Annotated in this window: 22 protein-coding genes; 10 read left to right on the top strand and 12 right to left on the bottom strand. The window is 63.8% G+C overall.

Annotated features, from left to right (window positions below; all coding sequences use genetic code 11):
- Positions 1-87: 87 nt before the first annotated feature.
- Both AArcSl_RS10395 and AArcSl_RS10390 read right to left on the bottom strand, forming a co-directional pair.
- Positions 88-591: a macro domain-containing protein gene (locus AArcSl_RS10395; protein WP_119818684.1), complete on the bottom strand. Its 504-nt coding sequence runs from the start codon at positions 589-591 to the stop codon at positions 88-90.
- Positions 592-660: 69 nt separating this feature from the next.
- A complete protein-coding gene (locus tag AArcSl_RS10390; protein ID WP_119818681.1) occupies positions 661-1,746 on the bottom strand; it encodes an NADH:flavin oxidoreductase/NADH oxidase in 1,086 nt (361 codons plus the stop codon).
- 151 nt (positions 1,747-1,897) lie between these two features.
- Here AArcSl_RS10390 and dpsA point away from each other — a divergent pair, with 151 nt between their 5' ends.
- Positions 1,898-2,446 (top strand): DNA starvation/stationary phase protection protein DpsA, encoded by a 549-nt coding sequence (gene dpsA, locus AArcSl_RS10385; RefSeq protein WP_119818678.1) that lies wholly within the window; start codon positions 1,898-1,900, stop codon positions 2,444-2,446.
- Positions 2,447-2,487: 41 nt separating this feature from the next.
- Here the strand turns inward: dpsA and AArcSl_RS10380 are convergent, their stop codons facing one another.
- Positions 2,488-3,843, bottom strand: coding sequence for an adenylosuccinate synthase (locus AArcSl_RS10380; protein ID WP_119818676.1), 1,356 nt, complete (start codon positions 3,841-3,843; stop codon positions 2,488-2,490).
- 318 nt (positions 3,844-4,161) lie between these two features.
- Here AArcSl_RS10380 and AArcSl_RS10375 point away from each other — a divergent pair, with 318 nt between their 5' ends.
- Positions 4,162-5,103, top strand: a complete 942-nt coding sequence (locus AArcSl_RS10375; RefSeq protein WP_119818673.1) for a hypothetical protein — start codon at positions 4,162-4,164, stop codon at positions 5,101-5,103.
- A gap of 1 nt (position 5,104) precedes the next feature.
- On the opposite strand, the gene AArcSl_RS10370 is transcribed toward AArcSl_RS10375, so the two are convergent.
- The 7 genes from AArcSl_RS10370 to AArcSl_RS10340 all read right to left on the bottom strand — a co-directional run bounded on the left by AArcSl_RS10370 (position 5,105) and on the right by AArcSl_RS10340 (position 13,295).
- A complete protein-coding gene (locus AArcSl_RS10370; RefSeq protein ID WP_119818668.1) occupies positions 5,105-5,650 on the bottom strand; it encodes a hypothetical protein in 546 nt (181 codons plus the stop codon).
- A 126-nt stretch (positions 5,651-5,776) separates the two neighbouring features.
- Complete coding sequence (locus AArcSl_RS10365) at positions 5,777-7,144, bottom strand: ABC transporter ATP-binding protein (RefSeq protein WP_119818665.1); 1,368 nt, start codon at positions 7,142-7,144, stop codon at positions 5,777-5,779.
- A complete protein-coding gene (locus AArcSl_RS10360; protein WP_119818662.1) occupies positions 7,137-8,213 on the bottom strand; it encodes an ABC transporter ATP-binding protein in 1,077 nt (358 codons plus the stop codon). Before AArcSl_RS10360 ends, AArcSl_RS10365 begins: the two co-directional genes overlap by 8 nt.
- Complete coding sequence (locus tag AArcSl_RS10355) at positions 8,213-9,262, bottom strand: ABC transporter permease (RefSeq protein WP_119818659.1); 1,050 nt, start codon at positions 9,260-9,262, stop codon at positions 8,213-8,215. The genes AArcSl_RS10360 and AArcSl_RS10355 overlap by 1 nt, the downstream gene beginning before the upstream one ends.
- Positions 9,255-10,211 carry an ABC transporter permease gene (locus AArcSl_RS10350; protein WP_119818656.1) on the bottom strand — a complete coding sequence of 319 codons (957 nt, stop codon included), beginning with the start codon at positions 10,209-10,211 and terminating at the stop codon, positions 9,255-9,257. The genes AArcSl_RS10355 and AArcSl_RS10350 overlap by 8 nt, the downstream gene beginning before the upstream one ends.
- A 49-nt stretch (positions 10,212-10,260) precedes the next feature.
- Positions 10,261-12,210, bottom strand: coding sequence for an ABC transporter substrate-binding protein (locus AArcSl_RS10345; RefSeq protein WP_119818653.1), 1,950 nt, complete (start codon positions 12,208-12,210; stop codon positions 10,261-10,263).
- Positions 12,211-12,350: 140 nt separating this feature from the next.
- A complete protein-coding gene (locus AArcSl_RS10340) occupies positions 12,351-13,295 on the bottom strand; it encodes an ABC transporter permease (RefSeq protein ID WP_119818650.1) in 945 nt (314 codons plus the stop codon).
- A gap of 185 nt (positions 13,296-13,480) precedes the next feature.
- Between AArcSl_RS10340 and AArcSl_RS10335 the strand changes: the two genes are divergently transcribed.
- Genes AArcSl_RS10335 through AArcSl_RS10325 form a run of 3 tightly spaced genes read left to right on the top strand, consistent with a single transcriptional unit; the run spans position 13,481 to position 17,074 of the window.
- Entirely contained in the window at positions 13,481-14,692 is a 1,212-nt protein-coding gene (locus AArcSl_RS10335; RefSeq protein WP_119818647.1) for an ABC transporter permease, read from the top strand.
- Positions 14,689-15,813, top strand: coding sequence for an ABC transporter ATP-binding protein (locus AArcSl_RS10330; RefSeq protein ID WP_119818644.1), 1,125 nt, complete (start codon positions 14,689-14,691; stop codon positions 15,811-15,813). Before AArcSl_RS10335 ends, AArcSl_RS10330 begins: the two co-directional genes overlap by 4 nt.
- Positions 15,806-17,074, top strand: a complete 1,269-nt coding sequence (locus AArcSl_RS10325) for an ABC transporter ATP-binding protein (protein ID WP_119821909.1) — start codon at positions 15,806-15,808, stop codon at positions 17,072-17,074. The genes AArcSl_RS10330 and AArcSl_RS10325 overlap by 8 nt, the downstream gene beginning before the upstream one ends.
- A 52-nt stretch (positions 17,075-17,126) precedes the next feature.
- Here the strand turns inward: AArcSl_RS10325 and AArcSl_RS10320 are convergent, their stop codons facing one another.
- The gene (locus tag AArcSl_RS10320; protein ID WP_119818642.1) at positions 17,127-17,903 is read right to left on the bottom strand and encodes a DUF7289 family protein; all 777 of its coding nucleotides are present in this window, start codon (positions 17,901-17,903) and stop codon (positions 17,127-17,129) included.
- 124 nt (positions 17,904-18,027) lie between these two features.
- On the opposite strand from AArcSl_RS10320, the gene AArcSl_RS10315 reads away from it, so the two are divergent.
- The gene (locus AArcSl_RS10315; protein WP_119818639.1) at positions 18,028-18,504 is read left to right on the top strand and encodes a deoxyuridine 5'-triphosphate nucleotidohydrolase; all 477 of its coding nucleotides are present in this window, start codon (positions 18,028-18,030) and stop codon (positions 18,502-18,504) included.
- Between the two features lie 66 nt (positions 18,505-18,570).
- A complete protein-coding gene (locus AArcSl_RS10310; RefSeq protein WP_119818636.1) occupies positions 18,571-18,954 on the top strand; it encodes a hypothetical protein in 384 nt (127 codons plus the stop codon).
- 41 nt (positions 18,955-18,995) lie between these two features.
- Here the strand turns inward: AArcSl_RS10310 and AArcSl_RS10305 are convergent, their stop codons facing one another.
- On the bottom strand, positions 18,996-19,916 hold the full coding sequence (locus AArcSl_RS10305) for a hypothetical protein (protein WP_119818633.1): 921 nt from the start codon (positions 19,914-19,916) through the stop codon (positions 18,996-18,998).
- A gap of 112 nt (positions 19,917-20,028) precedes the next feature.
- Here AArcSl_RS10305 and AArcSl_RS10300 point away from each other — a divergent pair, with 112 nt between their 5' ends.
- From AArcSl_RS10300 to AArcSl_RS10290, 3 genes are read left to right on the top strand one after another with little or no spacing between them, the layout of a single operon-like run.
- A complete protein-coding gene (locus tag AArcSl_RS10300; protein ID WP_119818631.1) occupies positions 20,029-20,760 on the top strand; it encodes a lipoyl protein ligase domain-containing protein in 732 nt (243 codons plus the stop codon).
- Between the two features lie 54 nt (positions 20,761-20,814).
- The gene (locus tag AArcSl_RS10295) at positions 20,815-21,195 is read left to right on the top strand and encodes a 30S ribosomal protein S6e (RefSeq protein WP_119818628.1); all 381 of its coding nucleotides are present in this window, start codon (positions 20,815-20,817) and stop codon (positions 21,193-21,195) included.
- Positions 21,196-21,209: 14 nt separating this feature from the next.
- Positions 21,210-21,638, top strand: coding sequence for a DUF7112 family protein (locus AArcSl_RS10290; protein WP_119818625.1), 429 nt, complete (start codon positions 21,210-21,212; stop codon positions 21,636-21,638).
- Positions 21,639-21,664 lie beyond the last annotated feature (26 nt).

Raw genomic sequence — 21,664 nt, 5'->3', positions numbered from 1 at the left:
ACGGGGGATCGAAAGCAGACCCCACGCCGACCGCCCTCCTCCGGGGTGTAGCCCGGCGGACAGTCGGACGTTCCCTCCTGTCTCCCGTCACCGAACGCGATCCGCGATCTCGCGGAGGCGCTCGTACTGGTCTTGCCCGTACGCGATCACACGCACGTCCGAGAGCGTGGACGCGTCGTAGGCCGCGATCGCCTCACAGACGATCCGGGCCCCCTCCTCGAAGTCGAACCCGGCGGCGCCGGTTCCGAGCACCGGGACGACCACCGACTCGCAACCGCGCTCTTCTGCGGCCGACAGCGCGTTCGTCGTGGCTTCGCGGATGCTCTCTTCGGTGGCGAGTCCGTCACCGTAGTGGGGCATCGCCGCGGCGTGGATCACGTAGTCGGCGTCCAGATCGAACGCGTCGGTGACGGCGACCTCCCCGAGTTCGACCGGCCCTTTCTCGACGGCCGCCCGGTTGAGCTGTTCGCCGCCGACCCGCCTGAGCGCGCCGGCGACGCCCGATCCCATTCGCAGGCTCGTTCCGGCCGCGTTGACGAGTGCGTCGGCCTCCTGGCCTGCGATGTCGCCCTGGATGACGCTGAACTCCATGGCGTCCGTGTTTCGGGGCGGACGGAAATAAAACCGACCCGGGGCTCTCGACGAGGACAGCCGCGCGATCTACTTCGGTTTCGCGCGTCGATACTGCGGGGGCCACTCGACGTCGACACCGAGCGCCTCGGCCGCGTGCAACGGCCAGTACGGATCCCGGAGGAACTCCCGGCCCAGGATCGCGAGGTCGGCCCGGCCGTTTCGGACGAGCGCGTCAGCGTGTCCCGGCTCCGTGATCTTCCCGACTGCTCCGACGGGGACGTCGGTCCGCTCCCGGATCTCCTCGGCGTACGGCACCTGATAGCCGGGTCCCGAGTTGGGAACCGTCTGATCGGGGTGGATGCCGCCCGCCGAGACGTCGATCAGATCGGCGCCGGCCTCCGCGAGCAGTGGGGCGAGCCGGACCGAATCCGAAAGCGTCCACGACGCTCGATCCGGCAGCCAGTCTGTCGCCGATATGCGGACGAAAACCGGTTTGTCGTCGGGCCAGACCTCTCTGACCGCAGCCGTAACCTCTCTGAGGAGCCGGGTCCGACCCTCGAAGTCACCGCCATAGGCGTCCGTCCGTCGATTCGTCACCGGCGAGAGAAACTCGTGGAGGAGATAGCCGTGGGCGGCGTGCACCTCGGCGATCTCGAAGCCGGCGTGTCGAGCGCGCTCGGCGGCGGCGGTGAAGTCGTCGACGACGTCTGCGATCCCCTCCCGCGTGAGCCGCCGCAGCGGAACCGGATCCTCCCCCCGTGGCCACGGCTCGTCGCTCGGTGCGACGACGTCCCAGCCGCCGTCGGCGGGCGCAACCGGACCGCCACCCTCCCAGGGACGTTCGGTCGACGCCTTCCGGCCGGCGTGGGCCAGTTGGATCCCCGGAACCGATCCTTGGTCGGCGATGAACCCCGCGACGTCCTCGAGCGCGTCGGCCTGGTCGTCGTTCCAGATGCCGAGGTCGTGGGGCGTGATGCGTCCCTCCGGCGAAACCGCCGTCGCTTCCGACATCACCACGCCCGCGCCGCCGACCGCCCGACTGCCCAGGTGGACCTGATGCCAGTCGGTCGACATCCCCTCCCTCGAGGAGTACTGACACATCGGCGACACCATCACGCGGTTCGGCAGTTCAGTGTCGCGCAACCGTATTGGATCGAACAGGGAGTCGGTCATCACTCGGAGTTCGCCCGCCAGGATAAAACGGCTGTTGAAACCGGAACCACGGCACGGATATTCCAATTTAAAAATAATTGTTTTCGATTCAGAAACTACAGTTTCCAAGATACCAATCTTTAAGGGGGATGCGGCCGAATTTACGTTTGCAATGAGCACCCAGAAGCACGTCCGACAGCAGTACGGCGAAGTCGAAGGTAGCGAGTCCCTCCGGATCCCGGCGGACAAAGCCGAGCAGATAATCGACGCGTTGACGACGGACCTGGCATCGACGTACGTCCTCTACCACCAGCTGAAAAAGCACCACTGGATCGTCGAGGGAGCGGAGTTCCGCGACCTTCACCTGTTCCTCGGGGAGGCCGCCGGCGACGCCGAGGAGGCGGCCGACGTGCTCGCCGAGCGCATCCAGGCGCTGGGCGGGGTTCCCCTCTCGGGCGGCGCGAACTTCGAAGAACACGCGACGGTGACCCCGGAGGACCCCGACGCCTACGACATCCGCTCGTCGCTGGAGAACGACATGGAGATGTACGGCGACATCATCGAGTCGCTTCGCGAACACATCCAGCTCGCCAACAACCTGGGCGATTACACGACCGATGAGGAACTTCGGGAGATCCTCCAGACCACGGAAGAACACGCCCATCACATCGAACACTACCTCGAAGACGACACGCTGGTGCTCGAATCCAGCACACACTGATCTGCGGGACCGCTCGCTAGAGCGTCTCTTTTCGTGTCCAGTCAGACGAGGTCGAACGGGTTTTCGCGAACGACCGTCTGCCCGCGGTTCGGGCCGATTCCGACCGCGTACACCGGCACGCCGACTTCTTCGGAAAGATATGAGAGGTACTCGCAAGCGGCCTCCGGCAGGGCGTCGTACCCCTCTTTGGCGACGGCGTCCCAGTCGGCCTCGGGCCACGGTTCGAACTCCCGGTACACCGGCTCGCAGCGCGCCCACTCCTCGGTCGTCGTCGGCATCGTCTCGACCGTCTCGCCGTCGAGTTCGTACGCGTGACCGACCTTTAGCTCCTCGAGCCCGGCGAGCACGTCGACGTGATTGACGCCGATCCCCGTGAACCCGTTCGCGCGGGAGGCGTGTCGCAGCATAGGCATGTCGAGCCAACCGATCCGACGCGGACGACCCGTAACCGTACCGAACTCGCCGCCGCGTTCCCGGATCTCGTCGGCGAGCGCCTCCTCGTTTTCGTCCTCGTCCAGTTCCGTGGGAAGCGGCCCGGTGCCGACCCGGGAGAGGTACGCCTTCACCACGCCGACGATCTCCCCGCGGCCGATCACCGAGGGACCGAGCCCGGAACCGACACAGGCGCCGCCGGCGGTCGGATTCGAGGAGGTTACGTACGGGTAGATCCCGTGGTCGATGTCGATGCTGGTCCCCTGGGCACCCTCGAACAAGAGGTTCTCGCCTCCCTCCCGTAGTTGGGCGAGGAACTCCCCCGCGTTTACCGTCATCTCTTCGCGTTCGAGGCGTCGACCGATCTCGCTGTACTCTTCGAACAGTGCTTCGATGTCGAACGCCTCGGCGTACTCTGCGTGTTCGTCGACGAGGTCGAGCCCGTACACCTCGGTCGCCAGGGCGCGTTTTTGTGGGACGACGTACTCGAGACGCTCCCGGAGGACGTCCGGATCCAGCAGGTCGCCGACGCGAACGCCGCGGCGGCCCGCCTTGTCCTCGTAGGTCGGTCCGATCCCCCGGCCGGTCGTCCCCGCGTCCAGATCGGAGTCGGATTTGACCTCCTCTTCGATTCCGTCGAGCACGCGGTGAAACGGGAGAATTACGTGAGCCCGCCTGGCGAGACGAACGTCCGGGTCGACTCCGCAGTCACGGAGGTCGTCGATTTCGGAGAACAACGTGCGGGGATTGATCACACAGCCGTTTCCGAGCACGCCGGTCTTTCCCCGAATCGCGCCGCTTGGAACCAGCGAGAGTTTGTACTCGGTCCCGTCGTGAACGACCGTGTGTCCCGCGTTGTCCCCGCCCTGATACCGGACGACGACGTTGGCGTCGCCTCCCCAGATGTCGACGAGGGCGCCCTTGCCCTCGTCTCCGAGCTGGGAGCCGACGATAGTGACAGTCATACAGTGGTGGTTCACCACCCCCGAACAAACCCGTTACGGTCGGCACATCCCCGACCGGATTCGCCGACGAACGCAACTCGGTGGAGACCGGTCGTGTGAAAAACACCTATAAGAACTATATATTGGCTCGGCGTATTTTCATTCGCAATGAAACGATCCAAACTCATCGCACTTGTCGCGATCGTCGCGATCGTCGCAATCGTGATCCTGCGCAAACGGTCGACCGAAGAATAGGCGTCTTCATTCCAGCGTTCGTCCGGCAGCGATATCGGTCCGGATGACGCATCCGTTTTTACCCCAGGGGGAGAAAACCTCGGTATGGCAAGCCAACCCCGCTCTCTCGTCGGATCGCTTCAAAATGAGGAGTACACCGGTGAAAACCGGTGTATCCCCTGTACGATAGTCAACGTGGGCATCGCTCTCGTTCTCGGAGCGCTCGCCGCGGTCCGATCCCGTGGGGCCGCGGCCGTGATCGTCGCCGTCTCCTTTGTAGCGATCTATCTCAGAGGATATCTGGTCCCTGGTACCCCTCAGTTGACGAAACGGTTTCTCCCCGGCTGGGTGTTGCAGTATTTCGACCACCATCCACTGGAGGATGACTTCACGAGGACTGATACCGCCGGATACACGGAGACGACCGTCGAAACTGACACCACCGGGGAGAAAACGGCCACAGAGGAGTCGTTCGAAACCGTCGAGAAGATCAGAAAACAACGGGAGGAAGCGGTCGATCCCGAGCAGTTCCTGCTCGAGGTCGGTGTCACCACACAGACCGAGACCGGCAACGATCTCCGATTGACCGAGTCGTTTGCCGCCGCCGTCGACGAGGAGCTTGCGGCAATCGATGGGGGACGTCCAGAACGGGCTGCCGTTGGGGACGTGTTCGACGCCGAACCCGACGAAGTCGAGTTCAAAGACAGGGAGTACCCGGCGATCAAGGTTGGACGCCGGATCCGGAAGTGGCCCTCCGAGGGTGCACTCCAGGTCGACGTCGCGACCCACCGCGCGCTCGAGGAACGAACGGATCGCTGGCGCTCGGTTCCGCTGGAACAGCGCATCGGGATTCTCGAATCGCTGCGGACGTTTCAACTCCAGTGTCCCGTCTGTGACGGCGAGGTCGCGTTCGGCGACGCAGTCGTAGAGTCGTGCTGTGCGACCTACGAGGTCATCTCCTACGAGTGTCTCGACTGTGGAGAACGCCTCCTGGAGTTGGATCCGGCAACGATCGACGAGGGCGACGGAACCGGAATCAGGCCGTAGGCTACTCCGGAACCAGCCGAACCGTCGTCCGACTGTACAGCCCCTTCCCCTCGGCGTCCTCGACGTTGAGGCCGGCACCGATGACGTACTTTCCCGGTCCGGCCGGTTCCCACTCCGACTCCGACACGCGGAACGTCCCGGTCCAGCGCTTCCTGAACACCTTCTCTTCACCACGTTCGAAGACGAACCCCCGTTCCTCGTCGGGCGGGTTCTTCAGGTCGACGTGTGACGCTTCGGTCACGCCGTCGACGTCCCACGTCCACAGCACCGGCGACCGGACCGGCACCGTCACCGGGAACGGCATCACGTTCCGCATCCGCACCAGGAACGGAACGTCGGCCTCGACCGGATACTCGTTTCTGGGACTCGTAACGTCGATTTTGATGGAGCGATACCGGAGCCAATGTGGAACGAACACCCGACTCAGCCACGTGGAGGGGACCATCTTGACCGCGAGCGGTTCGTGAGAGCGGTCGCGCTGTTCGCCGGGGCTGAAGCTGTCCTCGTCGTCCCGGCGGAGCGCCTCCGACTCGTAGATCCGACGCATCGATGGAATTACGGCCGCAAACCCGTAAAAGCGTTCGGTTCGGTTGGACAGACCCCTTGCGGTCGAGTCCAATCCGTCTCCGGAAACCGATTCGTCCGGTCAGTCCCCGGAAACCGATTCGTCCGGTCAGTCCCCGGCAACCGGATCGTCCGACTTCGTTTCCGTCGACTCGGTGACGAACTCGGGAGGCATCCCGGCGTACTCCTCGTCGTAGAGGAGACACGCGATGCGGTGATCCGATCCCCCCTCCGACTCGATCAGCGGCGGAACGGTCCGTTCACACGGCGAGGTTACCCGTTCGGAGATCGTTTCAGCGGCCGGTGTGATACCCTCGTCGTGAAGCGTGGCGACGAACGCAGAGATGGCCTCGTCTGCGTCGGGATCGCCGAAACGGTCGGGAAGGTCGAACTCCTCTCGGATCAGTTCCTCGAGCTCCGACTCCGGGATTTCGGCGGGTTCGACCGTCGCCTCGTCGGCGTCCTCGTCGATCGCAGTGACCGCAGCCGCGGTTTCTGCCGAACGCGCACGCTGACGAAGGTTCATGAGCGAACGCCAGTGTACCTGGTCGATATCGTACTCCCCGCCCTGAATGATCCGGGGACATCGGGTGTGGAACCGACAGCCGGACGGCGGATCGATCGGCGAGGGGACCGCGCCGCGCAGGAAGATCTGATCGCCCTCCCAGAGCGGGTCCGGCTCCGGAATCGCCGACAGAAGCGCTTCTGTGTACGGATGGTACGGTGGCGCGTAGACGCTCTGTGTCGGTCCGATCTCCGCGACCTTGCCGAGATACATCACTCCCACGCGGTCGGAGATGTGCTCGACCACGCTCAGGTCGTGGGCGATGAACACGTAGGAGAGATCGAACTCCTCCTGGAGATCCTCGAGCAGGTTGAGGATCTGTGCCTGGACACTCACGTCGAGCGCGCTCACCGGCTCGTCACAGATCACGACCTCGGGATCGACCGCGAGCGCGCGGGCGATGCCGATGCGCTGTTTTTGCCCCCCGGAGAACTCGTGGGGGTACCTGTTCGCGTGGCTCGGATTGAGCCCGACGGTTTCCAGCAGTTCGTACACCCTATCGTCCCGCTCGCCGCCCTCGCCGAGGTCGTGGATCTCGAGCGGTTCGCGGATGATGTCGCCGACGGTCATCCGGGGGTTCAGGCTCGAATACGGGTCCTGGAAGATGTACTGGACGTTCTTCCGGATGTCCCTGAGTCCACTGCTCGATAGCTCGGTGAGGTCGGTGCCCCGGTAGTAAACCGAACCGCCGGTCGGTTCGATCAGCCGGATCATCGCCTGTCCGAGCGTCGACTTCCCGCAGCCGGATTCGCCGACGACGCCGAGGGTTTCCCCCTCCATGAGCTCGAAGCTGACGTCGTCGACAGCCTTCACCTTCTGTGATTCCCCGAGTAGCGTGTCGATGAATCCCTCGCTCGTGTCGTAGTACTTCTCGAGGTTCTCGACGCGCAAAATCGGTTCCTCGCTACTCATCGCCACCACCTCCCGAGGCACTCGCCGTCGGATCGGCCGTCTCCTCGCGAACGACGATGTCGTAGTCGAGTCCGCCGGTGAGGTCCCCCGAATACTCCAGGCAGGCGGCGCCGCGTTCGGAGTCGATCGTCGCCGGCTCGCCCGTCTCTGGGTCGAGCAGCGACGGCTCCGTTCGCGTACACGCCTCCTCGGCGAACGGACACCGCGGATGGAAACTGCAGCCCGGCGGCAGCTCGATCAGGTCCGGCATCGTCCCGGGGATCGTCTGTAGCCGGTCGCGTTTGTCCCCGATCCGCGGGATCGAGCTCATGAGTCCCACCGTGTACGGGTGTTTGGGATCGTAATAGAGGTCCTCGACGGGGGCCTTCTCGACGGGTTTGCCCGCGTACATCACCATCACTCGATCACAGAATTCGGCGATGACGCCGAGGTCGTGGGTGATGAGCTGCACCGCCGTCCCCATATCGTCTGCGAGATCCTCGATGAGATTGAGGATCTTCGTCTCGATGGTCACGTCCAGCGCGGTGGTCGGCTCGTCGGCGATGATGAGTTCTGGGTCACACGACAGTGCCATCGCGATGATCGCCCGCTGTTGCATCCCGCCGGAGAACTCGTGAGGGTAATCGGAGTACCGCGTCTCCGCTTCGGGGATGCCGACCTTATCGAGCAGCTGTATCGTGCGTTCGCGGGCCTCGCCTTCGCTGTAATCGAGGTGGTGTCTGAGCGCTTCGCCGATCTGATCCCCGACCGTGTACACGGGGTTCAGCGCGGTCTGGGCGTCCTGGAAGATCATGGCGATGTCGTTGCCGCGGATCGCCCGAACCTCCTGCTCTGTCATATCCAGGAGGTTCTCACCTTTAAAGAGGATCTCCCCGCTTTCGATCTGTCCGGGGTTGTCGATGAGCCGCATCAACGAGAGCGCACTGACGCTTTTTCCGGCGCCGCTTTCGCCGACGACGCCGAACTTCTCGCCGCGTTCGATCCGGTACGAGAGGTTGTCTACCGCGGTGACGGCCCCCTCCTGGGTATAAAAGCGAACCGTCAGATCGTTCACTTCGAGAAGCGCCATTACTGGGCACCTCCCGCAGTGACGCTCGTCTCCTGTGCGTCGAGTGCGTCGTTGATTCCGTCACCGATCATGTTCATCGACATCACGAACAGGAAGATCGCAACACCGGGGAAGACGGTGGCGTGCCAGGGGATCGCTCCGCCGGGACCCTGGATCAGCGTCTCCCGGGTCTGATCGAGCATCGTCCCCCACTCGGCGGTGCCGGGCGGCATCCCCAACCCGAGGAAGCCGAGCGCCGCGACCCCGATGACGACGGTACCGATGTTTAGCGACGCGACGACGAGCACCTCCGCCATCGCGTTCGGCAGGACGTGGCGCATGATCACCCGCCTGTCGCGGGCGCCCAGCGCCTTCGCCGCCTTCACGTACTCGCTTTCCTTGATGGACAACACCTCCCCGCGCATAATGCGGGCGTAGCCGTTCCAGCCGAAAAGCGAGAACGCCGCCACGAGCTGCCAGTAGCCGCCGCCGAAGATCGTCACGATGATCAGCGCCAGGACGATCCCGGGGAACGCGTAGATCGTGTCGACGATCCGCATCATGATTTCGTCGATCCAGCCGCCGTAGTAGCCGGAGATGCTCCCGTAGACCATCCCGACACTGGCGGTCAACATGACCACGACGAACCCGATCGAGATGCTGTACCGGCCGCCAAAGAGGATACGAGAGAACAGGTCGCGGCCGCTTCCGTCGACGCCCATGATGTAGTCGGTCGACGGCCAGTCGTAGACGCTGACGGTCGGATCCTCGGTCAGATAGAGGATCGTCGTCGGGTCGTACGGGGCGAGCGCGAACGGCTGAATCGTGACGCCCCACACGGCGATCGGCCGAGCCATAAACGCCGCAAGGCTCATGAGCAACACGACCGCGAGTCCGACGAGCGCGGACCGGTTCCGCAAGAACCGTTTGTACGCCCGAACCCACCGACTCTCCGTCTCGGTCTGGATGTCGCCCGACCAGTCGGAGATCCGCTCACGTTCCGTTACCCGCGCCGGGTCGAACCCGGTGACCTGAATCCGACCCCGCTGTGAGTGAGATTTGCTAGTCATATCTGATCCTCGGATCGAGTACCGCGTACATGATGTCTGCAACCAGGTTCGCGATGATGATCGCGATGCCCGTCACGAGCGTGATCGCCATGATGAGGTCGATCTCGTTTTGGGTCAGCGCGTCGATGAACTCCCGGCCGAGACCGGGCCAGTTGAACACGACCTCGACGACGATCGACCCGCTGACGATCCCCGCCGTGAGAAGCGCCGCAAGCGTCACGACGGAGATCAGCGAGTTGCGGAGCACGTGTTTCAAGACGACTTTACGCTCGGGGAGGCCTTTCGCACGAGCTGCCGTTACGTAGTCCTTGTTCATTTCTTCGGCCATCGACGTACGCATCACACGCATGATCGCTGCTGCCGAGGCCGTCCCCACCGTGACGCCCGGGAGGATGAGATACCACAGCATCTCGGGGCTATGCAACGGCTGACGCGAGGGCGGTAACACGGGCCAGAGATCCAGGATCAACGCGAAAAACAGGATCAACATCAGCCCGAGCCAGAAGTTCGGGATCGAGATGCCCGACAGGGCCAGGAACCGGCTGACGGTGTCGCCCAGCTGATCCTTCTTCACGGCCGCGTAAATCCCGGTCGGGATCGCGATACCCAGCGCGAACACCCACCCGAAGATGCCCAGCGCGATCGTTTCAGGGAGCCGCATCAGAACGATCGTGCCGACGTCACGGCCCGAACTGTACACCCGGCCGAAATCACCCTGTAACACGTTCGCCATCCAGTGGAAATACTGCTCGTAGGCCGGCCGGTGGAGGCCGTACCGACGACGGATCGCTTGCCGCTCGGCTTCCGTCATATCGGGATTTAACCCGACCATCTGCTGGACCGGATCACCCGGGGTATAGTGGACGAGCGCGAACGTAATTACTGAAACACCGAACAGTATCGGGATGATCGCCAGGAACCGCTTGAGGATAAATCGTCGTAAACTCATTCGTTAATGGGGAGGGAAGCCGCCGGTCGTCCGGCAGCACGCCGAGGGCTTATTCGTCGATGTAAATAACTTGTTCGTCTTGTGGTGCGAACAGTGCGTAGTTGAGGTAGCCCTCGTGGAACGGCCACTGCCCCCAGCCCTTGACCCGCTCGTGGCGGACGGAGGTTTGCAGGTCGAAGTGCGTGATCGCGCTGGCTGCAAGCTCCTCGAGTTCCCGCCAGATTTCGTCGTACCGCTCGCGGCGGAGGTCCTCATCCTCAGCGACCTCGGCCCCGTAGCGGGCGTTGTCCAGCATCTCGTCGAGCCAGTCGAAGTTGACGCCGCTCAGGTTACAGCAGGCTCCCCAGTTGCTGCTGTGGTGCAGCGCGTCACAGAAGCTGTGGGGATTGAACGTACCCGAGAGGCCGATACAGGCGATGACCCCTTCTTCGGCGTAGCCGGGGTCCAGGACGCGCCCCACGTAGGTCGTCCACTCGTACGTCTCGATTTCGGTCTCGAAAAGCCCCGTTTCCTCCATTGACTCGGCAACAAGTTCGACCATCTGGACGCGGTCGTCGTTGTCGGCGTTGACTTCCAGAGTTACTTCAAGCGGCGCCTCGATGCCGTAGTCATCAAACACTTCCTCAGCCATTTCGGCCGCTTCCTCAGGTCGGTACTCGTTGTATGGACGTAGCTCTTCTTCGAGCGCCTGTGCATCGGTGGTCCCGGCACCCTGCGCGAGTTGGGGAATCATCGTCCACGCCGGGCGGGCCCAGCCCGCAAGAACGTTTTCGACGATGGATTCTCGTGGGACGAGGTGGTTGAACGCTTGCCGGAGTCGCTGGTCGTCCCAGGGCTCGACCTGGATCGGCGGCTGGAAGTACTCGTACCCGCCTGTCTCGACGCCGGCGACCTCGAAGTCTTCAGAGGCGTCGAAGTCGTCCAGCGTCGCCCGGGTGAGGCCCGTCGTGATGTCGATTTCGTCGTTTTGGAGTGCACCTGATCGGGTTGCGTCGTCCGGGATGATTTCCATCTCGATCCGGTCGATGACCGGCCCGTCAGGGAAGTCGGCATCGCCCTCGAACCAGTCGAAGGAGTCGACGCCGACGTCCTCGACCCAGTAGTTGTCGTTCTTCTCGTACTCGACGTACTGCTCGTCCGCCATCTCGTCCAGCACGTACGGGCCGGTGCCGACCGGCTCGTTACCCTGTCGCGGGTCGAGGTCGTTCGGCGGCAGTTCGGCCAGTTCCTTCGGATAGACGTACATCGGCGGCAGCTCCCGGGCGCCCTCCGCGTCGGGAAGCTGACCGTAGATGTCCACCGTGTACTCGTCGATCGCCTCGTAGTACAGCGTCGAGTCGAAGTACTGGGCGGCGTTGTCTGACAGCTTGAGTCGATCGTAGGAGGCGATGACGTCCTCGGCGGTCATCTCCTCGCCGTTGTGGAACTCGACGCCCTCGCGGAGGTCGTACCGGATCCGCATGCCGTACACACCGTCTGCGACGGCGTCTGCCGCGTCTTCGAACAGCAGCGTTCGGACTTCGTCGCCTTCCTCGGGGACTGCATCCTCCGGGTGACGGACGATCTCCTGTTCCTCGATCGGTACCGCACCCTCCTCGCCGGCTTCGACCGACCGCATGTACGGGGCGTAGTCGGTGCGCTCGATGTCCTGCGTCTCTTCAACTTCGAAGTCCTCGGCGAGCCACGGATAGAGGTTCCCCTCGCTGTCGCTGACGGTCAGCGACTCGAAAATGAGGCTCTGGACCAGCGTCGAGGTCGTGTCCGTGCTGTACGGACCGTCGAACGAGTCGGCATTGGCACCGATGCCGACGCGAAGGGTGCCGCCTTCGACGAGTTCGTCTGGATCGACGTCCTCCTCGCCGATACCCTCATCATCCTCTTCTGCGGGCTCTTCGCCCTCGAGACAACCCGCCAGACCGACGACGCCCGCTGCGCCGACGCTCTGGAGGACTCGTCTTCGGTTGATGCTCGGACTGGATATCTCGGTATCCTGTACCATGGGCAGAATTGCGGGATCCCTACTGATATATGTACTGCTTTGATGCCGTTTCCTTCGGGCGGTAAATATCTGTCAGAGTAAAACGATGATTCAGTTTTGAGCAATTTTTAACATTTTTGTCCAGATTTGGCCGATGAAAATCACCGAGATCCGGCGTCGACGCGAGGATCCAGGTAACTGTACGAGAGGTCCTGGATGATGTTCCCGACGACTCCAAAGCCGATGATTACGATCGTACTCCCGAGAAGAACCGGGAGATCGCGGTTCTGTATGGCCTCGAGGAACAGCAGTCCGAACCCGTCGATGGCGAACAGCACTTCGATCACGAACACTGCGAGGACGAGCAACGCGAGCGCTTCGGTGAACAGCATCGAGAAAAGCGGGACAGCGGCGTTGCGCACCACGTGCTTCGCGACGAGAACCGGCCCGGCACCTTTCGCTTTCACCAGCGAGACGAAATCTGCAGAGGCGTGATCGATCGCGTACGCCCGGGTGTAACTCACGTATCCGCCGAGTAGTGCCGCCGTCGCGAGCCCGATCGGAAGTGCGTGGTCGAAAAGCACCGGTGACCGGGAGATCACATCACCCTCCAGAAGCGAAACGAACATGCCGCCGATCCAGAAACTCGGCAGCGCAAAAAGCAGGTACGTGGTTCCACGTCCCCCGTTTGCGATCCGGCTCTCCGGGTTCAGGGCCACATACAGTCCGACCATCATCCCGATCGAGAGTCCGAGAACGATCGCGGGGACGACGTACATCCCCGTTCGCAGCACTGCATCGGCGACGAGTCCCATAACGGGCTCTCCAGTCACTAACGATTCTCCCCACGAAAGCGTCACCATATCTCCCATCCAGTCCAGGTACTGCTCCCAGATGGGTCTGTCGAGGCCTCTATCCGCGAGATAGGCGTCCAGACGCGCCTCGAGTTCCTCCCCCGTGATTCCGACCCATCTGAGTTGGCCTTCGAGTCCTTGCTTCACCCAGTCGTCCGTCATCGTGAATCCGACGAACACGGCGGTCAGGACGCCCCAGGCGGCCACGAGGCCCAGCGCGATCCGCTGGAGGAACACCCGAACGACGTTCACGGGGGGTCACTCCGCGTCGAAATCCGGTGGAGGGTATCCAACAGTGTCTGTGGAGGGATGACAGGGACCATGGAGCGCATACAGTCTGGTTACCGACGTATGCTCTCAAAAACGTAACGGTTATGCCACGTTCGTGAAAACCCACCCACGTGCCACGGTAACTGGTCCCGAAAGAGGTGCCCTCCATGAGCGACAACGACGACTCCCCCCGGTTCGAAACCGTCGACTGGTCACGGATCGACAGATCCAGACGGATCGTCACCCCACAGCGCGTTACACTCCTGATCGGCATCACTCTCGTCGGACTACTGTATCTATACGACGTCATGTACGCCCACGTGTACACGATCGGAGAGTGGCGGGCGGAACCTGTCGACTGGGTGTTCCTCCTTGCGGTCGCGACGCTCGTCGCGTACGGTATCGTTCCCGCAGTACAGCACCGCGACACCGTCACACGTGTCGTCGAGGGCGTCGGCGCCAAACTGTCCACGAAGTTGGCCGGTGGCTATCTGCTGGTGCTGGTTGTGATCGGGTTTTTCGCTCCGATACTGTTTCCGAACCCCGGTCTGGCCTTCCAGCACGCGTTTCACCCGCCGATCGGGTTCACAAGCGAGGTCACTGGGGTCGAGTGTCTCGGTGCCGTAACGGGAGAGATATTCGAACAGCGATGCCACGGAACGTGGGCATATCCCCTCGGCACCAACGAACGGGGCCATCCGATGGGATTCCTGGTCGCCTCCGGTGCGCGTGTCGCGCTGTACGTGATGGCGATCACCGCAGCGTTCGTGATTCCGGCGGCGGCAGCCGTGGGAGTGATCGCCGGACTGCGCGGCGGTGCCGTCGACAGCCTGCTGATGTCGTACGTCGACGTCCAGCTTTCGATCCCCGCGATCGTGCTGTACTTCATCGGCTACACCTACTGGGGGCCGTCGTTGCTCGTGTTGCTTCTCGCCTTCGGGCTGCTCAGCTGGGGCGGCATCGCCAGGCTGGTCCGCAGCGAGGTGTTACAGCGCAGGGAGGACGGTCACGTCCTCGTCGCCAGGAGCCTCGGGGCGTCGGGGACGTATCTCGCAAAGCGTCACATCCTGCCGAACGTGACCAACACCCTGGTTCCGGCGGTATTTCAGCTGCTCGCGTTGCTGGTGCTGTTCGAGGCTGGAGTGGCGTTCCTCGGCTACCACGAGCTCCAGACCTACTCGTGGGGCGGAATCATCAGCGAAGGGATCAACGCGGAGGTGGCCGCAGAGATGCAGACCAGAGCCCCACATCCAGCGTACAAGATCTGGTGGGTGGCGACGCTCCCCGCCCTGGCGTTGACGGCGACGATTCTCTCGCTCAAACTCGTCGGCGACGAATTCAGGGACGCGATGGATCCTCGACGGGGGGCAAACCGATGACCCTCGACCAAAGCGAGGTCGGGAGCGAACCGCTCCTTTCGGTCGAAAACCTCCGCACATACATCGACGCGGACGGGGGCCGCGTCCACGCAGTAGACGGGGTGAGCTTCACCGTCGATCGCGGAGAAACTGTCTGTCTGGTCGGCGAATCCGGCAGCGGGAAAAGCGTCACCTGCGAGTCGCTCACCGGTATCGTGCCACAGCCACCGGCAGAAATCGTCGGCGGAACCGTCTCGTTCGATGGACTGTCGCTTCTGGACGCAGACGATTCGACGCTCCGGTCGGTTCGCGGAAACAGAATCGCACACGTGTTCCAGAACCCACAGCAGGCACTCGATCCGGTGTACACCGTGGGGGATCAACTCGCGGAAGCGATGACGATCCATGGAGCGGGAGACGTCACTGCGACACGCGAGCGAGCTGTCGAACTCCTGAGGCGGGTCGGGATCCCGCGGGCGAGCGAGCGGGTCGACGACTACCCACACGAGTTCTCCGGCGGGATGGCCCAGCGGGTCGCGATCGGGATCGGGCTCGCAGCCGACCCGGAGCTGTTGATCGCCGACGAGCCGACGACTGCCGTCGACGTCACCGTGCAGGCCCGCCTCATCGAACTGCTCCGGGAACTAACCGGGGGCGGCATGTCTCTCCTGCTCGTTACCCACGACCTTCGGGTGGTTGCCGCCCTGGCCGATCGAGTCGTCGTGATGTTCGGCGGGACGGTGATGGAACAGGGTCCGGTGGAGACCGTGTTCGCGCGACCGTCACATCCGTACACGCAGGCGCTGTTCGAAAGTTACGACGGGCTGGACCGACGGGGAGAACGGTCCGCGAGAGACGAGATCCCGACGGACGGCTGTCGGTTCCGGCGGGAATGTCCCCACGCCGTCGACGCGTGCGGGGGTGGAACACAGCCGCCGACGTATCCGACGGACGGCAACAGCGCACACGAGGTCTCGTGTGTTCACTACGCCCCCGAGAGGGATCCGGATCAGATCCTCGCGGACGCGAGGGGCGCCAGCCCGGGCGGGATACCGGGCAGAACCGATCGGAGCGAAGACGCGCCGGATACCCGTCCGCGTGGAGAAAGCGGAACAGCCAACGGGGGGCCGACCGATGAGTGACGAGCCGCCAGTGCTCGCTGTCGACGGGCTGGAGAAACATTACCCGATCACGAAAGGGCTGTTGCGCCGCGAAGTCGGCCGAGTCCGCGCCGTCGACGGCGTTAACTTCCGGATCGACCGCGGCGAGGCGCTCGGACTCGTCGGCGAGTCCGGCTGCGGGAAGTCCACGACTGCGCTGTCGATCCTCCGGCTCGAGGAGCCGACCGGTGGGGAAGTCAGATTCGAGGGCACCCCGATCGAGAAGTTCCGCGGGGAGCAGCTCAAGTCGTTCCGCCGTCGGGCACAGCTGATCGTCCAGGATCCGAACGAGGCGTTCAGCCCCAGAATGACCGTCGGAGAGGCGGTTGCGGAGCCGCTTCGGCTCCACGGAATGGACGATTCCGACCGACGACGGGAGATCGTCGCCGACGTGCTCGAACGCGTGGGGCTGTCCGCAGCCGACGTCGACCGCTACCCACACGCGTTCTCCGGCGGCGAGAAACAGCGGATCGCGATCGCCCGGGCGCTCGTCGTGAATCCGGACTTGATCGTCGCCGACGAGCCCACGAGCGCGCTCGACGGGCGGGTACAGTCGGACGTGCTCGCTCTGCTGGACGAGATCCGGCGGGAGTTCGACATTGCCGTGCTATTCATCAGCCACGACATCGACGTCGTGCGCCGGTTCTGTGATCGGATCGCCGTGATGTATCTCGGTGAACTCGTCGAAAAGGGACCTGTCGCGGAGGTTCTCGACTCACCAGCACATCCGTACACCCGCGTGCTACTCGGCTCGGTGCCGAGTCTCGACCCCGGTGACAGGACCCTCGAAAAGCCGCTCACCGACACCGTTCCGGAGCCGGCGAACCCGCCCAAAGGCTGTCGGTTCCACACCAGGTGTCCTGAGGTGATCCCCCCGAAAGACGTGGACGTCACCCAGGAACAGTGGCGGGCGATCGCGGCGCTCAGATTCACCGTCGAAACCGGTGAACTCCCCGAACCGCTCGCGCCGGATCGACAGGGACAGTCGACGACGGCCGAAACGGTTCGCAAGGAGTTCGGACTCCCGTCGTCGCTTTCGGATCCACTCGCGGAACGGGCAGTTACAGACGCAGCTGCGGCGATCGCGGACGGGGACATCGATGGCGCAAGTGAACTCCTCGCCGACGCGTTCCCGACGATCTGTGAACGCGAAACGCCAACTGTTGTCGATCTCGACGGGCAATCGGCTCAGTGTCATCGATACGATCCTGAGAAAGACGCTGAGCCCATCCCATGGAACTGACGGACAAAAAGCGACCGGACAGTTCCGGAGGAGCAACCCTAGCGGCGGATTCTCACTCGAAGGCGACGTCGATGCGTATCACGACCACGCGAAGCTGCTCTACGTCCTCGTGCTCACATGACACCAGCGCGAGTCCGTCCTCTCCCGCGCCCGGATCGGGTTCCTCACACTCCATCCCGCTGTCCTCCATGTATCTGTTCCACGCACCCGGATTGTCCGTCGAGACGTTCACCTCTACGCTATCGAACTCGGTTCCGTTGACGGGATCGTTCCGTCTGAGAACCTGTTCGGTCCGGACCTGAATGACCTGATCGCCGCTCACGGCGACGGAGCCACCCGAAGAGAGCCGAACGATAGGGAGGACCATCCTGTCGTCCTCGAACAGGAACGGTGGCTCCCGAACCATCACGCCATCCCCATCGCCGTCGCTGCGGACCACCGCACCACCGGTGTAGCTGACGGTGCTGTCGCCGGATTCGAAGGCGAGCGATCGGACCTGTTGTGGGGGATAGGTGTAGTTTTCACCGGTTTCTGGATTGGTTCCGGTGATCTCGACGTATGCCGCCTCTTGAACTGATAGCGTCGCGTCCGACATGCGGATCTGCGTCGAGCGACTCGGCGCCCCGTCCAGGACGATGTCGTCGAGGTTCTCCCCGAACACCTCGAACGCCCGCTCGGCGTTGTTGATCCGCTCGTGATCCCGGGCGTCCTGGAGGCCGCCGAGCCCGACCGTGTAGACGATCGCGATCGAACCAATCACGAGCGCGAACACGAGAACGAAGCTCAACGCCTCGCTCACTCCCCGGTCGCCACCGTTCGTCTCGCTCACAGGGAGTGACTCTACCCGGAGGGGTTATCAAAGGCACGGCCAGGTTATCAGGAACGAAACTCACGAAATGACAGCAGCGAGGACACGACAGCAGCGTTTTATTCACGGGCACGACAGAGCCGGTATGTTCAGATCAGGGAAGTTCGTCGCGAAACGGCTTCGGAAGGCGAACGACGAACCGCTGTCTTCCGACCAGGTACAGCCGAACGGCGTCGATCTCACGCTGGGGACAGTTTACGAACAGAGCTCCCCGGGCCGTATTGACCGGGACGGAAAAACGGTCGGCGAGAGACTGGAGCTCGAACCGGACGACGGCGCGTTCCGACTCGAGCCCGGCAACTACGTCGCCGAATACGGGGAAGTCGTCCGGGTCCCCGACTCCCACGTCGGTTTCGTCTATCCCCGATCCTCGCTCATGCGCAACAGCGCGATGTTGCACACGGCGGTGTGGGACGCCGGCTACGAGGGGATCGGCGAGGGACTGTTGCAGGTCGGCCACGAGATCGAGATCCGGCGGGGTGCACGCATCGGCCAGTTCGTGCTCGCAGCCGCCGACCACGAGGGTGTCTACGAGGGAGAGTATCAGGGCGAACGGCTGTGATCGGTTGCCCGGAGCGGACCGGACGGGACCGACTCTTTTAGGTTCCGTCCGGTCGATTGACCCCACATGGACCACGTCTCACTCGGCGTACCGCGTGGCGTACTCGAATCGCTCCCCGAAGAAGAAGACGCCGCGGAGATGGACATACACCGGGCCGTCGACGGGATCGAGCGCCGGATCAACGACGCGATCGACGAGGCGGACGATCCCGGCGAGGCGGCCGGGTACGTCGTCGACGCGATCGAACACATGGAATCGCGGATGGAACGGTACGACGAGTTCGTCCCCGAACTCAGGGCGTGGGGCCAGTCCCCGATCTACGCGATGGCGTGGCGAAACCTGTATGCGGAGCTCATTGCACAACTGTACCAGGAGGAGTGGCTCGCAGAGGAACTCGATCGCGAGCGCAACTACCGTCTCGTCGAGGACGGGATCCGGTTCGACGGGTGAACCCGCCCGGGGCGACCCGGACCGACGCCGGCAGTCTGCCGCTATCGGCCGGGGCCGAGACGGATCGGATCATCGCTCGCTCGGATCGTTACTGTAACGTCCTGGCCGACTTCGAACGGGACGTCCCTGGCGATCAGTTTGGCGCCGTACTCACCGTCCCGTGCGGCGAACAGTGACAGTCCGATAACCCGGTCTCCGTCGGCGAGGACGTCGACATCGCGCCAGCGGATAGTCCGTCCAGTTGCGGTTCCGATCCGGGTTCCGAGCAGTTTCACGGCCGACTCCGTGTTCCCACCGTCGGCCGATCCGTCGAGCACTCCGCCACCGTCGTAATGGGTCAGACCGCCGTCCAGGGGCCGACCGTCGTCGTCGGCGATCGCGGCGAACGCCGATCCAGGATCGGGATGTGTCGGCGCATCCAGCACGGCGTAGGTGTGTCCCGTCTCGACTACTGTTCCGGTCCCGTCCCACTCGAGTCCCGCGACGGGAGTCGATACGGAGATCGGAAGCGAACCCCGCGCACGAAGCGGGTTCCGGTCCGGCAGACGAAACCCGAGATGAACGTGATTGTCGACCCACGGCCCGAAGAATCCGGACCTGACGAGTTGTCCCAGCGGATCGCCGACCTCGATCCGGTCACCGGGAGCGACGTCGGGATCGACGTGGAGAATCCGCGCGACCAGCCCGTCGGCGTCGGCCGGCTCCCCATTCACCCGGATCACGATCAGGTGATCGCAATCGACGGCGTACGGCCTGCCCGGACAGCCGACCGTCTTCGTGTCGAGTACCTCACCGGCGACTGGCGACCGTGCGGTTTCGGTTTCCGGATACAGATCGATCGCACGGCCGCAGTCGTGGGCCGGATACGGGGAGTTGTAAAGCGAGAACCGCCGATAGCGAAACAGGAGTTCGGTGGGGAGATGGACGGACGGTTCGGCGCCCCTGGTCGACTCGGCGTCCATGGGTGGCGTTGGATCCGGCCGAACAAAGGGGCGTCGTCACGCGGGGGGCCAATAGTGGCTGTGGGCCGATGACGTCGGTGTCGTTTTCCGTTTCGGCTGCGTCGTGTTCGGCGTGACAGTCCACGTCGTCCGCGGGTGCCCTGACGGCATCGAAGCCGATCGGGAACTCGCAGGAAGGCTCCGGGAGATCGCCGCCGAACGGCAGGAGCCGGCGGTGCGGGTCTGGAGGCCGCCCAGACAGCTGGCGTTCGGCCGACGGGACGCAAACGAGTCCGGCTACGGGACTGCGAGGGAAGCCGCACACAACAGAGGGTTCCCGCCAGTCGAACGGCGCGTCGGTGGTCGGGCCGTCGCGTACGACGGCGACACCACCGTCGCGTTCGCGTACGCCGTTCCGCTTTCCGATCCCCGGCGGGGGCTCTCGAAGCGTTACGACCGGGCCATCCACCGGCTCCACAACGCCCTGGAGGCGACTGGCGCGTCCGTCAGTCGCGGTGAGCCCCCGGGAGCGTTCTGTCCCGGCGATCACTCGTTGCGTGCGGTTCCTGACGGGCAAGTGTCCGATCAAAAGCGGCGCGAGAACGGCGGAAAGGTCGCAGGGATCGCACAGCGAATTGGAACCGACAGCGCGCTCGTCTCGGGGGTCGTCGTCGTCGAGGACACGACGGAGCTTCGAGAAGTACTGACGGCGGTGTACGACCGGCTGGAGCTTCCGTTCGATCCGGACTCGCTCGGCTCGGTAGCGGCTGCCGGAGGGAGTCACGATCCGAACGTCGTCATCGGGGAAATCGAGTCGGCGTTTGTGGACGGACGTCACTGCGTCGTCGAACGAGTCGAACGGTAGCCGGTCGACGGCCGTTTCGACGTTCTTTTTATTGCCCGGCCGCGTTCTCGTGGTATGGCCGAATTCAAAGTCGTCGTCGCCGATCCCGAAACCGGCGAGACGTATCAGGCGGAAGTCGACGGACAGGACGCGAACCGATTCATCGGGCGGGAGCTCGGCGACGAGGTGGACGGCAGCGCCGTCGGCCTCGACGGCTTCACCCTCGAAGTGACCGGCGGCTCGGACGTGACGGGCCGTCCGATGCGTGCCGACGTGTCGGGATCGGGGTTGAAGGAACTGCTGCTCGAGGGCGGGGTCGGCTACAAGCCGAGCCGCGACGGCGAGCGCAGGCGGATCACCGTTCGGGGCCGCGAAATCAGCGACGAGACCGCCCAGATCAACGCGAAGGTCGTCGCCGGCGACGGCGACGTCGCCGACGCGTTCGAAGCGGAGTAACCGTCGGGCTGGAGATGCCCGACCGCCTTCCTTCCGACGCCGACGCGGTGTCGACGACCCGGGCGCACGTCGACCGCTTCGGCGGGACGCGCCGTCGCTGCGTTCGCCTCGGGGAGGAACTCGACGTTTCCGACGGCGACCTCGTCAGGCTGGTTCTGGATCGGAAAACGTACCACAGTCGAGTCCACGCCGACGCGAACGGTCTACTCCTTCGAGGGGCGTACGAAAACCGTCGTCTGGCACGGTCGCCGACCGAGGGCGATAACGAGCTACGCGCATGGCTCGAAGAAGTCGGCAAACAACCGGGAGACTCCCTGGAGGTCGACGAAGTCGTCGCCGGCGAACTGTACGGTCTCCGGATTCCCGGAAGCCGGACGGTCTACTCGGTCACTCGGGGACCCGCCTCTTCCCTCTCGGAAATCGCTCGCGACCTGGACGGGTAGTAGCTCGGATCAGTCGGGACCCGGGA

This window comes from Halalkaliarchaeum desulfuricum (assembly GCF_002952775.1).
GTDB classification, from domain to species: domain Archaea; phylum Halobacteriota; class Halobacteria; order Halobacteriales; family Haloferacaceae; genus Halalkaliarchaeum; species Halalkaliarchaeum desulfuricum.
This window is presented reverse-complemented; position numbering and strand designations above follow the sequence as displayed.

Bases quoted from the DNA above. Each gene is read 5' to 3' on its own strand.
- AArcSl_RS10345 (WP_119818653.1), bottom strand. From the start codon at position 12,210: ATGGTACAGGATACCGAGATATCCAGTCCGAGCATCAACCGAAGACGA.
- AArcSl_RS10295 (WP_119818628.1), top strand. From the start codon at position 20,815: ATGGCCGAATTCAAAGTCGTCGTCGCCGATCCCGAAACCGGCGAGACG.
- AArcSl_RS10360 (WP_119818662.1), bottom strand. From the start codon at position 8,213: ATGGCGCTTCTCGAAGTGAACGATCTGACGGTTCGCTTTTATACCCAG.
- AArcSl_RS10335 (WP_119818647.1), top strand. From the start codon at position 13,481: ATGAGCGACAACGACGACTCCCCCCGGTTCGAAACCGTCGACTGGTCA.
- AArcSl_RS10390 (WP_119818681.1), bottom strand. From the start codon at position 1,746: ATGACCGACTCCCTGTTCGATCCAATACGGTTGCGCGACACTGAACTG.
- AArcSl_RS10365 (WP_119818665.1), bottom strand. From the start codon at position 7,144: ATGAGTAGCGAGGAACCGATTTTGCGCGTCGAGAACCTCGAGAAGTAC.
- AArcSl_RS10325 (WP_119821909.1), top strand. From the start codon at position 15,806: ATGAGTGACGAGCCGCCAGTGCTCGCTGTCGACGGGCTGGAGAAACAT.
- AArcSl_RS10370 (WP_119818668.1), bottom strand. From the start codon at position 5,650: ATGCGTCGGATCTACGAGTCGGAGGCGCTCCGCCGGGACGACGAGGAC.
- AArcSl_RS10395 (WP_119818684.1), bottom strand. From the start codon at position 591: ATGGAGTTCAGCGTCATCCAGGGCGACATCGCAGGCCAGGAGGCCGAC.
- AArcSl_RS10315 (WP_119818639.1), top strand. From the start codon at position 18,028: ATGTTCAGATCAGGGAAGTTCGTCGCGAAACGGCTTCGGAAGGCGAAC.
- AArcSl_RS10375 (WP_119818673.1), top strand. From the start codon at position 4,162: ATGGCAAGCCAACCCCGCTCTCTCGTCGGATCGCTTCAAAATGAGGAG.
- AArcSl_RS10355 (WP_119818659.1), bottom strand. From the start codon at position 9,262: ATGACTAGCAAATCTCACTCACAGCGGGGTCGGATTCAGGTCACCGGG.
- AArcSl_RS10305 (WP_119818633.1), bottom strand. From the start codon at position 19,916: ATGGACGCCGAGTCGACCAGGGGCGCCGAACCGTCCGTCCATCTCCCC.
- AArcSl_RS10290 (WP_119818625.1), top strand. From the start codon at position 21,210: ATGCCCGACCGCCTTCCTTCCGACGCCGACGCGGTGTCGACGACCCGG.
- dpsA (WP_119818678.1), top strand. From the start codon at position 1,898: ATGAGCACCCAGAAGCACGTCCGACAGCAGTACGGCGAAGTCGAAGGT.
- AArcSl_RS10330 (WP_119818644.1), top strand. From the start codon at position 14,689: ATGACCCTCGACCAAAGCGAGGTCGGGAGCGAACCGCTCCTTTCGGTC.
- AArcSl_RS10310 (WP_119818636.1), top strand. From the start codon at position 18,571: ATGGACCACGTCTCACTCGGCGTACCGCGTGGCGTACTCGAATCGCTC.
- AArcSl_RS10350 (WP_119818656.1), bottom strand. From the start codon at position 10,211: ATGAGTTTACGACGATTTATCCTCAAGCGGTTCCTGGCGATCATCCCG.
- AArcSl_RS10380 (WP_119818676.1), bottom strand. From the start codon at position 3,843: ATGACTGTCACTATCGTCGGCTCCCAGCTCGGAGACGAGGGCAAGGGC.